Annotated in this window: 8 protein-coding genes; 3 read left to right on the forward strand and 5 right to left on the reverse strand. The window is 62.1% G+C overall.

The genetic code is table 11. The features are described 5' to 3' along the window. Window positions 1-155, reverse strand: a 155-nt coding sequence (locus AC1DXO_RS16220) for a helix-turn-helix domain-containing protein (RefSeq protein ID WP_476979456.1), incomplete at its 3' end; no start/stop codon positions are given. Window positions 156-436: 281 nt separating this feature from the next. On the opposite strand from AC1DXO_RS16220, the gene AC1DXO_RS16225 reads away from it, so the two are divergent. Continuing rightward, the gene (locus tag AC1DXO_RS16225; RefSeq protein ID WP_476979218.1) at window positions 437-721 is read left to right on the forward strand and encodes a hypothetical protein; all 285 of its coding nucleotides are present in this window, start codon (window positions 437-439) and stop codon (window positions 719-721) included. Between the two features lie 196 nt (window positions 722-917). Here the strand turns inward: AC1DXO_RS16225 and AC1DXO_RS16230 are convergent, their stop codons facing one another. Together AC1DXO_RS16230 and AC1DXO_RS16235 are read right to left on the reverse strand one after the other, a co-directional pair. Further along, the gene (locus tag AC1DXO_RS16230; RefSeq protein ID WP_476979219.1) at window positions 918-9,050 is read right to left on the reverse strand and encodes a beta strand repeat-containing protein; all 8,133 of its coding nucleotides are present in this window, start codon (window positions 9,048-9,050) and stop codon (window positions 918-920) included. A gap of 70 nt (window positions 9,051-9,120) precedes the next feature. Further along, the gene (locus AC1DXO_RS16235) at window positions 9,121-10,128 is read right to left on the reverse strand and encodes a UDP-glucuronic acid decarboxylase family protein (RefSeq protein ID WP_476979220.1); all 1,008 of its coding nucleotides are present in this window, start codon (window positions 10,126-10,128) and stop codon (window positions 9,121-9,123) included. A gap of 370 nt (window positions 10,129-10,498) precedes the next feature. On the opposite strand from AC1DXO_RS16235, the gene AC1DXO_RS16240 reads away from it, so the two are divergent. Next, on the forward strand, window positions 10,499-12,481 hold the full coding sequence (locus tag AC1DXO_RS16240; RefSeq protein WP_476979221.1) for an O-linked N-acetylglucosamine transferase, SPINDLY family protein: 1,983 nt from the start codon (window positions 10,499-10,501) through the stop codon (window positions 12,479-12,481). 148 nt (window positions 12,482-12,629) lie between these two features. Next, window positions 12,630-13,706, forward strand: coding sequence for a flagellin N-terminal helical domain-containing protein (locus AC1DXO_RS16245; protein ID WP_476979222.1), 1,077 nt, complete (start codon window positions 12,630-12,632; stop codon window positions 13,704-13,706). Here AC1DXO_RS16245 and AC1DXO_RS16250 read toward each other — a convergent pair. Continuing rightward, a complete protein-coding gene (locus tag AC1DXO_RS16250) occupies window positions 13,687-14,511 on the reverse strand; it encodes an MBL fold metallo-hydrolase (protein ID WP_476979223.1) in 825 nt (274 codons plus the stop codon). The genes AC1DXO_RS16245 and AC1DXO_RS16250 overlap by 20 nt on opposite strands. Continuing rightward, window positions 14,508-15,296, reverse strand: a complete 789-nt coding sequence (locus AC1DXO_RS16255) for a TatD family hydrolase (protein WP_476979224.1) — start codon at window positions 15,294-15,296, stop codon at window positions 14,508-14,510. Before AC1DXO_RS16255 ends, AC1DXO_RS16250 begins: the two co-directional genes overlap by 4 nt. Between the last annotated feature and the right edge of the window lies 1 nt (window position 15,297).

Here is a 15,297-nt window from a genome sequence, read left to right on the forward strand (position 1 = left end):
ATGAGGGCGGTTGCGCCTTGGTCCTGATAGGCCTTGACCAAACGCTGGACCTGCCGCCGCTCCAATCCCAGAAGCTCGGCAGCCGCCAATACCGTCAGTCGGCCGTTCGTCAGATCGCGCAGGACTTCAAGCCGCGCCAGCTCTTTGTCGCTCATGATATGTAACGTCACTTAGAGGGCCTCCCACGAAAATGCAGGAGGGTGCCATCTCTAACTGGCACGGGTGCGACATTACTAAATGGCGGCTACATAGCTTTCTCGCATAATAGATATTATGGGAAATTATGTGTATGGTTAGCGCCTGAAAACCGTCTTGGCTTACGCGTTCCTTACTCAGGCCACCGGGCTTCGCCACATACCTTTTACGTTCAGTGCCGTAGATTGATCTTCAGCGCCGCAACCGGCGTATCTGTAACAGCTTCTCGGGAATTTCGACCATGGCCAAGTCTGCGACACATTTCCAGCCGACCACCGATACGTTCGGCGAACTGACCTTTCATGCCCGTCGTCTCGGCGCGCGCTTCCTGACCGCCGACTGGACCGGCGTTCGGTCCGGCGTCGATCGTCGCAGCCTTATCAATCTGCTGAGCGGCATTGCGTTCGTCCTGGCGTTTGTAACCTTCCTGGCCGGAATCGCCATAGTGGATCAGTCTATGTTCACCGCCAAACAAGACACGGCCAGCCAGACCTATTATGGCGGCGTTCCGCTTGATTACGACTGAGTCCCAAAAATCAAGCATGCACCCCCTGCCCTGAGAATTTGTTAACAAATTTAGGTAAGCTACTGTATTTTATGTGGAAATTAAAATTTCACATAATTCTCGACACGAAATCCGAACGTGACAAAGAAAAAGGGATGCACCGGCGACGGTACATCCCTTTTCTTTGGCCTTTTCAGTGACCAGGAAGAGCTCTTCTTTAGAGATAGAGCTGGCCGGTGTCGGTAAAGGCTTCGTTTTGCGCCTGGGTGAACGTCGCCAGCTGGTCCGGCGTGATGCCGGTGATCTGCGTCGTGCTCAGATTTGCAATCTGCGTCGTCGTCAGGCCCGAGAAAGCCGTCGTCGTCAGTGAGCCGATCTGGGTCGAATTCAAACCATCGAGCTGGGTCGTATCGATTGCGGCGATATCCGACGACGTCAGGCCGGCTATGGCCAGGGTCGTCAGCGCGCCGAGCTGCGTCGAGTTGAACTGGACCACCTGGGTCGTCGACAAGGCCTTGACCTCGGTCGAGGTCAGCACGCCCATCTGGGTCGTATCCAGTCCGGCAATGACCGTGGTCGACAATCCGGCCACAACCGTCGTGTTGAGCCCAGCCAGTTTCGTCGTCGACAGCCCATCGACCTGGGTCGTTGTCAGGCTGGCGGCCTGGGTGGCCGTCAGGCTGGCCAATTGGGTTGACGCCAGCGAACCGAACTGCGTCGAGTCGAAGCCCGATATCTGATCCGTTCCGAGTGCTGCCAGTTGGGTTGTCTTCAGTCCCGTCAGTTGCGTGGTGCTCAATTCTGAGACGTCAGTCGAATCCAGTCCATCCAGGGCGGTCGTGGTCAGTACCCCGACCTGGGTGACCGTCAGGCCGCCCAACTGCGTGGTTGTCAGATCGCCCAATACGGTGGAAGTCAGCGACGACAGGCTGCCTGTGGCAATCGAACCGACCTGGGTGGAGGTCAGGGCCCCAAGCTGTGTTGTCGTGATGGCGATCAGGTCGGAAGCCGTGATCCCGGCCACCTGCCCTCCCGACAATCCGGCGATCTGGGTCGTATCGAGGCCCGTAAATGCCGTGCTGGTCAGGCTGCGGATCTGGATGGCGCCCAGGCCCGACAGTTGCGTCGTGGTCAGGGCCGCCAGCTTGTCGGAGTCGAGCGCCGTGACGCCTTGCGTGGTCAGGCTGCTGATCTGGGTCGAACTGAAGGCCGCGAACTGGGTTTCCGTCAGGTTGCTGACCTGCGTCGTCGACAGTCCGGCGATCTGGCTGGTGGTAAACGAACCGACCTCGGTCGTCGTCAATCCGCCCAGTGTGGTCGAGGTCAGCGCGTTGAGCTGCGCCGTCTTGAAGGCCTGGACCTGGGTCGTGTTCAGGGTAGCGATCTGCGTCTGGTCCAGAGCCGCTACGGCTCCGGTCGACAGGGCGCCCAGTACGGTGGCGGCCAGACCAGATACCTGGGTCGTGGTCAGGGCGCCGGACAGGGTGGCGTTGATGCCGGCGACGGCTGCCGTGGTCAGCTTGTTCAACTGATCGGTCGACAGCGACACCAGTTGCGTGGTGTCCAGTGTTCCGACCTGGGTCGAAGTCAGGCCGGTGGCCTGGGTCGAGCTCAATCCGGTCAGGGTCGTCGTCGTCAGGCCGGTTATGGCTGTCGTACTCAACGCCGCGATGCGCGTCGTGGCAAGGCCCGACAGTTCCGTACTGCTGATCGCCGAGGCCTGGTCATTGTCAATGGCGGCAATGGCGGCCGTCGTCAGGGCGTTCAACTGCGCCGAGGAGAAGGCGCCGACCTGGGTCGAGGACAGAGCCGTCAGTTCGGCGGCGCTGACGCCTCCCAATTGCGTGGTGCTGAGCGCACTGAGCGTCGAGGTTGTCAGTTCGGCGAGGTTTGTGGCGCCGAGAGCTGTAATTTGCGCCGAGCTCAGGGCCTGGACCTGGGTCGTGGTCAGGGCGTCGACATCGGTCGTCGTCAGGCCACCCAGCGCTCCTGTGGACAGGCTGGCGAACTTGGTAGCGGTCAAGCCCGACAGTTGCGTCGTTGTCAGATTGGCGACCTGGGTCGAGGTCACCCCTCCCAGGGCCGCAGCCGTCAGGGCATTCAGGCTGGTCGTGGACAGCGCCGTTATCGAGGCCGTCGGCACACTGGCGACCTGCGTCGCTACCAGGCCGGCTATGGCAGTAGAACTGATGGCGGCGAACTGTGTCGAGGTCAGATTGGTCAGTTGCGCCGTGTTCAGCCGCGAAACCTGAGCCGATGTCAGGGCGCCGATCTGGGTGGTATTCAACGTGCCGAGATCGGTCGTCGAGAAGGTCGCCAGGTTGGTCGCTGTCAGGTTGGATATCTGCGTCGTGTCAAGCGCACCAACCTGGTCGGAAGTCAGACGCTCGGCCTGGGTAGCGGTCAAGCCGGCGACCTGAGCCGTCGTGAAGGCGGCGATATCGGTTGTCGACAGGTCGGTAAAGGTCGTGGCGCTGAGCGCGTTGAGTTGTGTCGTCTTGAGCAGCGCGACCTGGGTGGAGGTCAGGGCTTCGGACTGGGTCGTGTCGAGTGCGCCAAGGACGGTCGTGCTGAGTGCGCCCAAACGTGTCGCATCGAGGCCTGCGACCTGGGTCGTATTCAGGCCCGCCACCTGCGTGCTCTTCAGCGCCGCAAACGCGGTTGCGGAGAGCGAATTGACCTGCGTGCTGGTCAAGGTCGTCAATTGGGTCGTATCAAGCGCGCCGAGTTGCGTACCGGTCAAGGCCGCCAGCTGCGTCGTTTCGAGATTGGCGATGTCCGTCGTATCGAAATTGCCCAACTGTGTCGTCGACAGGCCGGCGATCTGGGTCGTGGTCAAGGCGTCCAGTTCCGTCGTGCTGAGACCGTCGAAGGTCGTGCCGGAGATGGCATTCAGTTGCGCAGTCTTCAGCGACTGGACCTGGGTCGTGTTCAGGGTCGCGATCTGAGTGGCGTCCAACGCCGCTACCGCTGTGTTGGACAGTGAACTCAGGACCGTCGAGGCCAGGCCCGAGACCTGGGTCGTCGTCAGGGCGCCAGCCAGGGTGGCGTTGATGCCGGCGACGGCTGCCGTGGTCAGCTTGTTCAACTGGTCGGTCGACAGCGACACCAGTTGCGTCGTCGACAGGTTGGCGACGTGGCTGGAGGTCAGGCCCAGGGCTTGGGTCGAGGTCAGGCCGGTCAGGGCCGTTGTCGTCAGGCCGGTGATGGCGCCGGTGCTGAGCGACGCAATCCGCGTCACGGCTAGGCCGGACAGTTCCGTACTGCTGATCGCCGACGCCTTGTCATTGTCGATGGCGCCGATGGCGGCCGTCGTCAGGGCGTTCAACTGAGTCGAGGACAGCGAGCCGATCTGGGTGGATGACAGAGCCGTCAGTTCAGTGGCGCTGACGCCGCCCAACTGCGTGGTGCTCAAGGAACTGAGCGTCGTTGTGGTCAGTTCCGCCAGGTTGGTCGCGCCCAGCGCCGTGATCTGCGCCGAACTCAGCGCCTGGACCTGGGTCGTGGTCAGGTTGTCGACGTCGGTTGTGGTCAGGCCGCCCAGGGCTGTGGTCGACAGGCTGGCGAACTTGGTGGCGGTCAGGCCCGACAGTTGCGTCGTGCTCAGATTGGCGACCTGGGTCGAGGTCACACCGCCCAGGGCCGAGGCCGTCAGGGCATTCAGACTGGTCGTCGACAAGGCCGCGAGCGAAGCAGTTGGCACACCGGCGATTTGCGTGGCGACCAGACCGGCAATGGCGGTCGAGCTGATGGCGGCGAACTGTGTCGAGGTCAGATTGGTCAGTTGGGCCGTGTTCAGTCGCGAAACCTGAGCCGAGGTCAGGGCGCCGATCTGGGTCGTGTTTAATGTGCCGAGATCGGTCGTCGAGAAGGTCGCCAGGTTCGTGGCGGTCAGGTTGGATATCTGTGTGGTGTCAAGCGCGCCAACCTGGTCGGAGGTCAGGCGCTCGGCCTGGGTGGCGGTCAAGCCGGCGACCTGTGCCGTTGTAAAGGCGGCGACATCGGTCGTCGACAGGTCGGTAAAGGTGGTGGCGCTGAGCGCATTCAACTGCGTCGTCTTGAGCAGAGCGACCTGGGTCGAGGTCAGGGCTTCGGACTGGGTGGTGTCGAGCGCCCCCAAGATGGTCGTGCTCAGCGCGCCCAGACGTGTCGCATCGAGATTACCGACTTGCGTTGTCGTCAGGCCGGTGACCTGGGTGCTCTTCAACGAGGCCAGAGAAGCTGACGACAGGGCATTGAACTGCGTGCTGGTAAAGGTGCCAAGCTGCGTCGTCGTCAGCGAACCCAGCTGCGTGCCGGTAAGGGCCGCCAACTGGGTCGTTTCGAGATTGGCGACATTGGTGGTGTCGAGATTACCGATTTGCGCCGTCGACAGGCCGGAAATCTGCGTCGTCGTCAGGGCGTCGAGTTCGGTCGTGGTGAAGCCACCGACCGCCGTCGAGGTCAGGGCGTTCAATTGGGTTGTCTTCAGCGACTGGATCTGGGTCGTGGTCAGCACGGCGACTTGTGTCGAGTCGAGTGCAGCGGTCGCGGCCGTAGACAGCGCGCTCAGTATGGTCGCGGCCAGGCCCGAAACCTGGGTCGTGGTCAAGGATGCGGCCAGGGTGGCGTTGATGCCGGCGACAGCGGCCGTGGTCAGCTTGTTCAGTTGGTCGGTCGACAGCGACACCAGTTGCGTCGTGCTCAGATTGCTGACCTGGCCCGATGTCAGGCCGAGCGCCTGGGTCGAGGTCAGGCCGGTCAGGGCCGTTGTCGTCAGGCCGGTGATGGCGCCGGTGCTGAGCGACGCAATCCGCGTCACGGCTAGGCCGGACAGTTCGGTGCTGCTGATCGCCGAGGCCTTGGTGTTGTCGATGGCAGCGATGGCCGCCGTCGTCAGGGCATTCAACTGCGTCGAGGACAGCGATCCGACCTGGGTCGAGGACAAGGCCGTCAACTCCGCCGCGCTCACGCCGCCCAGTTGCGTCGTGCTCAGGGCATCCAGCGTTGTGCTCGTCAGTTCAGCAAGGTTTGTGGCGCCCAGGGCGGTGATTTGCGCCGAGCTCAGGGCCTGGACCTGGGTCGTGGTCAGGTTGTCGACATCAGTCGTAGTCAGGCCGCCGAGCGCTGTGGTCGACAGGCTGGCGAACTTGGTCGCCGTCAGGCCCGACAGTTGCGTCGTGCTCAGATTTGCCACCTGGGTCGAGGTCACGCCGCCCAGGGCCGAGGCCGTCAGGGCATTCAGATTGGTCGTCGACAAGGCCGCGAGCGAAGCTGTTGGCACACCGGCGATTTGGGTGGCGACCAGGCCGGCAATGGCGGTCGAGCTGATGGCGGCGAACTGCGTCGAGGTCAGGTTGGTCAGTTGGGCCGTGTTCAGGCGCGAAACCTGGGCCGAGGTCAGGGCACCGATTTGGGTCGTGTTCAATGTGCCGAGATCGGTCGTCGAGAAGGTCGCCAGATTTGTGGCGGTCAGGTTGGCGATCTGCGTCGTCTCAAGCGCGCCAACCTGGTCGGAGGTCAGGCGCTCTGCCTGGGTGGCGGTCAAGCCAGCGACCTGCGCCGTTGTAAAGGCGGCGACATCGGTCGTCGACAGATCGGTAAAGGTGGTGGCACTCAGCGCATTCAACTGCGTCGTCTTGAGCAGCGCGACCTGGGTCGAGGTCAGGGCTTCGGACTGGGTGGTATCCAGCGCGCCGAGAATGGTCGTGCTGAGTGCGCCGAGACGGGTGGCGTCAAGATTACCGACTTGCGTTGTCGTCAGGCCAGTGACCTGGGTGCTCTTCAGTGAAGCCAGCGAAGCCGACGACAGGGCGTTGAACTGCGTGCTGGTGAAGGTGCCAAGCTGCGTCGTGGTCAGCGAACCCAACTGCGTACCGGTCAAGGCGGCCAGTTGGGTCGTTTCGAGATTGGCGACATTGGTGGTGTCGAGATTACCGATTTGCGCCGTCGACAGGCCGGAAATCTGCGTCGTCGTCAGGGCATCGAGCTCGGTCGTGGTGAAGCCGCCGACCGCCGTCGAGGTCAGGGCGTTCAATTGGGTTGTCTTCAGCGACTGGACCTGGGTCGTGGTCAGCACAGCGACTTGTGTCGAGTCGAGTGCCGCGGTCGCGGCCGTGGACAGGGCGCTCAGGATGGTCGAGGCCAGGCCCGAAACCTGGGTCGTGGTCAAGGATGCGGCCAGGGTCGCGTTGATGCCGGCGACGGCCGCCGTCGTCAGCTTGTTCAACTGATCGGTCGACAGCGACACCAGTTGCGTCGTCGACAGATTGCTGACCTGGCCCGAGGTCAAGCCGAGCGCCTGGGTCGAGGTCAGGCCACTAAGCGCGGTCGTGGTCAGGCCGGTAATGGCGCCTGTGCTGAGCGAAGCAATACGCGTCACGGCCAGGCCGGACAGTTCCGTGCTGCTGATGGCCGAGGCCTTGGTGTTGTCGATGGCGGCGATGGCCGCCGTCGTCAGGGCGTTCAACTGGGTCGAGGACAGCGATCCGACCTGGGTCGAGGACAAGGCCGTCAACTCCGCTGCGCTCACGCCGCCCAGTTGTGTGGTGCTCAGGGCATCCAGCGTCGTGCTCGTCAGTTCGGCGAGATTGGTGGCGCCCAGGGCGGTGATCTGGGCCGAGCTCAGCGCCTGGACCTGGGTCGTCGTCAGGTTGTCGACGTCGGTCGTGGTCAGGCCGCCGAGCGCTGTGGTCGACAGGCTGGCGAACTTGGTCGCCGTCAGGCCCGACAGTTGCGTCGTGCTAAGATTGGCAACCTGGGTCGAGGTTACCGCGCCCAGCGCCGAAGCCGTCAGGGCATTCAGGCTGGTGGTCGACAGAGCTGAAATCGAGGCTGTCGGGATGCTGCTGACCTGCGTGGCGACCAGGCCGGCAATGGCCGTCGAGCTGATGGCGGCGAACTGCGTCGAGGTCAGGTTGGTCAGTTGGGCCGTGTTCAGGCGCGAAACCTGGGCCGAGGTCAGGGCGCCGATCTGGGTGGTGTCCAGCGTGCCGAGATCGGTCGTCGAGAAGGTCGCGAGATTGGTTGCGGTCAGGTTGGCGATCTGGGTGGTGCTGAGCGAACCGACCTGGGTCGAGGTCAGGCGTTCCGCCTGGGTCGCGTTCAACCCGGCGACCTGGGTCGTGGTCAGGGCCAGGACATCGGTTGTCGACAGATCGGTAAAGGTGGTGGCGCTCAAGGCGTTGAGTTGCGTCGTCTTGAGCAGCGCGACCTGGGTCGAGGTCAGGGCTTCGGACTGAGTCGTATCGAGCGCGCCGAGAATGGTCGTGCTCAGCGCGCCGAGACGGGTGGCGTCAAGGCCTGCGACCTGAGTGGTGTTCAAACCCGTCACCTGACCGGCCTTGAGCGCCGAGAAGGATGTGGTCGACAGCGAATTGACCTGGGTGCTGCTGAGCGTAGTCAGTTGGTTGGTGTCCAGCGCGCCCAATTGGGCAGCGGTCAGCGACGCCAGTTGCGTGGCGGCCAGGGCGCCGACATCGGTCGTCGACAGGCCCGCCAGGGCCCCCGTCGAGAAGGCGGCAACCTGAGCCGTGCTCAGCACACCGACCTGGGTGGTCGTCAGGCCGGAAACGCTGGTCGAATTCAACCCGCCGATCTGCGCCGTGGTCAGGTTGCTGATCGTCGTCGTCGACAGGGCACCGACTTCGGTCGTGGTCAGGCTGTTGAGATTGGTCGTCGACAGCGACTTCAACTGCGTCGTCGTCAGTTCACCCAGCAGGGTGGTCGAAACGGCGTCGAACTGCGTTGTCGTCAGGCTGGAAATGGCATTGGTACTGATGCCCTGGACCTGAGTGCTGGTGAGAGCCAGAACATTGGTCGTTGTCAGGGCGCCAACCGCGGTCGAGGTAAAGGCCCCCAGTTGCGATGCCGTCAGGCCGCTCAGTTGCGTTGTGTCGAGCGAGCCGATTTCCGTCGTCGTCAGGCCGCGGATCTGCGCCGCCGAGAACTTGGAAACCTGGGTGGATGTCAGGGCAGCAAACTGGGTCGTCGTCAGGGTGCTGATTTCACCGGAGGTCAGGCCGCTGAGCTGGGTCGTGTCGAGGCTGGAAATCGCCGTGGTCGACAGGGCTTCGAGCTGGGCGGTCAGCAGGACGGAGAGCTGCGAACTGGTGAAGGCCAGCGCGCCCGTCGCCAGAAAACCAATCTGGTCGGTCGTAAGCGCCTTGACCTGGCTGGTCGTCAGCGATTTGAGCTGGGTTGTACTGAGCGCGCCGATCTGGGTCGTGCTGAGCACGGCCACCCCAGACGTCGACAGCGCGCTGACTTGAGTCGTTTTCAGTTCCTGCAACTGAGTGGTCGACAGGTTCTGAATGAACGTATTGCTTAGCTTCGATATTTGCGCAGCCGACAGGCCTGTAATTGCAGACACGACTCAACCCCTTTGTGTTCCAGCCCAGAGAATCAATTAACGGCGATGTTCCGGCTGATCAGGTAAACGTTTAATTAACCGTAGCGCCGGCCCTTTGGGCCTGAGCTGCTATAATGCGGGGATTGATCCCCCCTCCCCGCTGTTCGTGCGGCAAGGACTTGAAGTATTCGATGGTGCGTTGCAGGCCCTCGGCGAGCGCCACCTTCGGCTCCCAACCCAGGACGGCGCGGGCGCGGGTGATGTCGGGCTGGCGTTGGCGCGGGTCATCGTGCGGCAACGGCCGGTGGACGATTTCACTGCTGCCGCCGATCTGGGCGATCACCTGATCGGCCAGTTCCTTCATCGAGAATTCGCACGGATTGCCGATATTGATCGGTCCGGTAATATTGTCTTCGGTGTCCATCAGCCGGATCAGGCCGTCGATCAGATCGTCGACATAACAGAAGCTGCGCGTCTGCTCGCCCGTGCCGTACAGGGTGATGGGTTCGCCACCCAGCGCCTGGACGATGAAGTTGCTGACCACGCGGCCATCATCCGGACGCATGCGCGGGCCATAGGTGTTGAAAATCCGCGCCACCTTGATCTGCAAGCGGTACTGGCGGAAATAATCGAAGAACAGCGTCTCGGCGCAGCGCTTGCCCTCATCGTAGCAGGCGCGCGGCCCGACGACATTGACGCGGCCCCAGTAGTCTTCGGGCTGCGGATGGATTTCCGGATCGCCGTAGATTTCACTGGTCGAGGCCTGCAGGATCTTGGCCTTGGTGCGTCGCGCCAGTTCCAGCATGTTGATGGCGCCCAAAACACTGGTCTTGGTCGTCTGCACCGGATCGAACTGATAGTGGATGGGTGACGCCGGACAGGCCAGATTGTAGATTTCGTCGACCTCGACATACAGCGGCTGCGTAACGTCGTGGCGCAGCACTTCGAAATAGGGGTGGCCCATCAGATGGACGATGTTCGACCTCTGTCCGGTAAAGAAGTTGTCGGCGCAGATCACGTCGTCACCGCGGTCCAGCAAACGCTCGCACAGATGGGAGCCGAGAAAGCCGGCACCGCCGGTCACGAGTATTTTTTTCACGATGCGGAACTCCCCGGTCGTCTTGATGTCGATACTGTCACGCTCCGCGGCCCCATCCGGAGTTCCGGCGGGCAACAGATTGGAGCGCAACCGTGCCATGAGTCGGGGTTGTACCCAACAGGTTCCTTGATTGACTTTATTTTTTAAATTTATCAGCGACTTGCGGGATAAATTAAATGTGCCTGCGCAACGATTTGCGACCTTGGAGACCGGCCACCCAGCCGTTAACCTTTACAAATGCGCCCCGCCCGATAAGGTTTCCGCCAGGCGAATCGAGGACAGCATGCCAAAGACCCAAACTGCCGTACGCGTTGAGGATCAGCCCCAACAGGACCAGGCCCCGAAGGAGCAATCCCGAAATGAACAGCCTATGAGCGTCATGGAACTTATCCAGGCGGCGGAGCAGCTCAAACAGGCACGCCAGGGCCGGGCGGCGGCGACTCTGTACGAGTCCTTCATCGCGCAGAACCCGGAAACGCCCCTCCTCTACGCCCTGCTGTTCAACCAGGGCGTCATACTGACCGACGAAGGTGACCTTGAAGGCGCACGCCAGGTCCTGGAGCGCTGCCTGGAGGTCAATCCGGACTTTCACAGCGTCTATATCAATCTTGGCCGCGTCTATGAAACCATGGGCAATACCGCCATGGCGGTCACGACGTGGAACAATCTCGCCAATCGCCTGGGGACGCTCAGCGGCTCGGCGCTGAAGCATAAGACCATGGCGCTGAACCAGTCGGCGCGCGTGCTGGAAGCAGCTCATCAGGACGAGACGGCCGAACACGCCTTGCGCCTCAGCCTCGAGGTCGATCCGCATCAGCGCGAGGCCATGCAGCACTTTATCGCCCTGCGCCAGCGCCAGTGTGCCTGGCCGATCATCACCACCTTCGAGAACATGACGCGTGACAATCTGCTCAGCGGCATCTCACCCCTGTCGATCGACGCCTATACCGACGACCCCATGTTTCAGCTGGCTGTCAGCTACCACTACAATCTGCGCGATGTCGGCCCGCCGGCGTCCGAAATGATCGGCCGTCACTGGGCCGCCAACAACTGGAAGGAAGGCCAGCCGCTGCGTATCGGCTACCTGTCCTCCGACCTGCGCGAACACGCCATCGGTCACCTGATGTACGACGTTTTTGGGCTGCACGACCGCAGCAAGGTCGAGGTTTTCGCCTATTATTGCGGTATTCCGGCGGCCAAGGACCCGTTCCAGCTCCACTACCGCGAGGATGCCGACCACTTTATCGACATCACCGGCATGGACGACGCCACGGCGGCGCGCCGCATGGCCGACGACGGCATCCAGATCCTTGTTGACGTCAATGGCTATACCCGCGACGGGCGCGTCAAGCTGCTGGCTCTGCGCCCCGCCCCGGTTATCGTCAACTGGCTGGGCTTCCCGGGCAGTATGGGCAGCCCGTACCATAACTATATCATCGCCGACGACTGGATCATCCCGCCAGGTGACGAAATCTACTACACCGAGGCGGTCACCCGCCTGCCCTGTTACCAGCCCAACAACCGCAACCGTGTGGTTGCGGAAAACAGACCGACGCGCGCTGAGGCCGGTCTGCCGGAAGATGCCTTTGTCTTTTGCTGCTTCAACGGCACGCACAAGATCACCAAGTTCACCTTCGATCGCTGGTTGGAGATCCTGGCCCGCGTGCCCGACAGCGTCTTGTGGCTGCTCAGCGGCGCCGAAACCTCGCACGGCCGCCTCAAGGCCTATGCCGAGGCCAAGGGCATCTCGCCCGACCGCATCATCTTCGCGCAGAAACTGGCCAATCCGCACCATCTGGCGCGTTACCCCTTAGCCGACCTGTTCCTCGACACGACGCCCTACGGCGCGCACACCACCTGTTCCGATGCCCTGTGGATGGGTGTGCCGGTCCTGACGCTGAGCGGCCGCACCTTTGCCTCGCGCGTTTGCGGATCGCTGGTCCGCTCAGCCGGCCTGCCTGAACTGGTCTGCACACGCGCCGAGGACTTCATTGATCAGGCGGTAGCCCTGGGCCGCAGCCGGACATTGGTCGAAGGTTATCGAGTCCGCCTGGCCGACAATCGGGCGCGCAGTATCCTGTTCGACATGCCGCTTCTGGTCGGTCAACTCGAGACCCTCTACAAGGACATGTGGCAGGCCCATCAGGACAACGCCCTGCCCCAGCCCGACCTCAGCAATCTCGAAACCTATCTCGACCTTGGCCTAAAGTTCGACCACGAAGGCACCGAGATCCAGACCATCGCCGACTATCCGGCCTTCTGGCGTGAGCGTCTGCAAAAACGCCACGCCTACCGGCCCATACCGTGGGACAACAGGCTATGGCGAGCCCCGGATGGGCAAGGCAAGCCTTAAGCAGGATTTAAAGCCTGTGTGCTAGGCTGATTCGCGATAGTACCGCGTTATCGTTCAGCTTTTCACCCCGCGAGGAGGCTTGACCCTAAGCCTGACGCCTTCGAGTGTGACATCGTCCCTGCGGTCCATGGCCGCGGCGGGCTCAGCCATGTCCGCCTCCCAGGCCAGGATCAGCACCGGTCGCCGGGTCAATTCGGCCAAGGATGACGGCGCCGCCTTCGCCATGGCGACCCAGATCAAGAGCAATCTGGCCGGTGAAAACGTCCGTCGCCAGAACCAGCTCCGCGCCATCAGCCTGCTCGATGTCACCCAGTCCGCTGTCAGCAGCATCAGCGACATCCTGGTCCAGATGAAGGAAAAGGCGCTGGCCGCGTCCGACACATCTCTGGACACAGTGTCGGTAAGCGCACTCAACACCGAAGTCGCCATGCTGGCCAAACAGATCGACCAGGTCGTCAGCAACAGCACCTTCAATGGCAAGAATTTGCTTGAGGTCGCAAACATCAGCCCCAACAACTGGTCGGCGCCGTTTTCCGGCTATCACGCCAGCGGGACCTCGACGACGACCTATTCGGTCGGCGCCGGATCGGGCCGCCTCGATGTGGCGCTCGACCTGGCCAAGGTGACGGCCAGCAATGTCAGCATCGACTGGGGTGACGGCTCGACCTATACCGCCAACGACACATATGGGTCACCCTACACGGGTTCCACCGTCATCTCGCATATCTATGATGACGATACATCCAGCCGGACGATGACCTACAATATCGCCACCACGACTTCAGGCATCATCAACCCGAAGGGCTTTCACATTCCGTGGCTGACCTTCACGCCCGATCCGGAAAAAACCCGCGTTGCCGCCTACAGCGACGGCACGACGCTGAACATCACGCACAAATCCATGTCGGCCGCCTCGCTCAGCGTCGATAACCTGGCCAATCTAACGCCATCCGAGGCCGTCGCCGCCGTCGATAACGCCATCTCGGTCAGTTCGGCCTATGCCACCTATTTTGCCGGCAAGCAGTCGGCGGCGCAGCGCGCCCTGGCCCTGACTGAAAAGATGAGCGATGCCTTCGAAAAAGGCTATGGCGAGATGGTTGACGCCGACATGGCCAGGGAATCGGCCAACTGGCAGGCCCAGCAGACCAAGATGGCCCTGTCGGCGCAGTCGCTGAGTATCGCCAACGAAACGCCGAAAATCCTGCTCAGCCTGTTCCGCCAATAAGCGGCACCTCTATGCGCATCTGGTCGTAGGCCGGTTCGACGCCGTCGGGCAGTTCGGCTTTCAGCGTCGCATAGTCCATATCCTGATGCAGATTGGTCAGAATAGTCCGCTCGGGCTTTATCTTCTCGACCCAGCCAAGGGTCTTTTCGAGGTGGGCATGCGTCGGGTGTGGCTTGCGGCGCATAGCGTCGACGATCCACAGTTTCAGCCCCTGAAGTGCCGGCCAGCTTTCGTCGGGGATATCCGATACGTCACTCGAATAGGCGACATCGCCGATACGGTAGCCGACCGAGTGTATGGGGCCGTGCACCTGGTCGAAAGTAACGACGGGCATGGTCCCACCCTCCCCCTCAACGCTCCATGGCGTACCGTGCGACGGGATTTCATGTTCGATGCACACCGGGGGATAGCCGAACTTACCGCTAAACACGTAATCGAAGCGCCGGCGAAGAGTGGCGAGTGTGGCTGCATCCGTGTAGCCGTCTATTGGCCGGTTGCGCGCAAAGGTAAAGGCGCGCATGTCATCCAGGCCATGCACCTGGTCGGCGTGGTCATGCGTCCACAGTATAGCGTCTATATGTCCCATCCTGGCGCGTACCGCCTGTTCGCGCAGTTCCGGCGACGTGTCGACGAGGACCGATGTGTTCAGATCGGGCGTTGCGTTATCATAGAGCGAGAACCACGCCGAACAGCGCGACCGGCGGTTTTTCGGCTCGTTCGGATCGCAGGCGCCCCAAAAGCCGTCGATCCGCGGCACACCCGTCGAGCAGCCCGAACCCAGGATCGTGACGCTCAAAGTCTTCACAGCGCAATCCGATCGAACAGTTTGAACAGCGCATCATGCGTCCGCGCCCGCGTCTCGGCCAGATCCCAGCCGCGAATTTCAGCGACCTTGTCATAGACATGGGTCACATAGGCCGGCTCGCAACGCCGCCCGCGCATCGGTATTGGCGCCAGGTAAGGGCAATCGGTCTCGATGATGATCTTGTCCGCAGGCATGTCCATGATGATGTCGCGCACCGCCTGGGCCGCGCGGAAGGTGGCAATCCCCGACACTGAAAACCAGGCACCCATTTCCGCCGCAACGCGCGCCAGTTCAGGGCCTGACGTATAGCAATGCAGCAACAGCTTGAACGCGCCTTTCGCCATCTCCTCCTCCAGGATCTGGCGCATGACGTCGTCCGCCTCACGCGTATGGACGACCAGTGGCAGGCCGCTTTGCCGTGCCGCGTCGGCGTGGACGCGAAAGACGCACGCCTGCACATCGCGCGGGCTTAGATCGTAGTGGAAATCGAGACCGCACTCGCCGATGCCGACCACCTTGGGCCGTTGCGCCAGCTCCAGCAGAGTGTCGACGCGCAGTTCCGGGTTCTCCTTCGACTCGTGCGGATGCGTGCCGACGGTCGCCCAGATATCGTCATGGGTGGCCGCGATTCCGTAGACCGCTTCGAAGTTCGATACCCGGTCGCAGATATTGATCATCAGGTCGACCCCAGCGGCCCGGGCGCGTTCGATGACCTCGGCGCGATCCTCATCGAACTGCGGGGCGTGCAAATTGACGTGGGAATCAATGTATCGGCAATCAACCATC

It is taken from the genome of Asticcacaulis sp. P2_C5 (assembly GCF_056404555.1).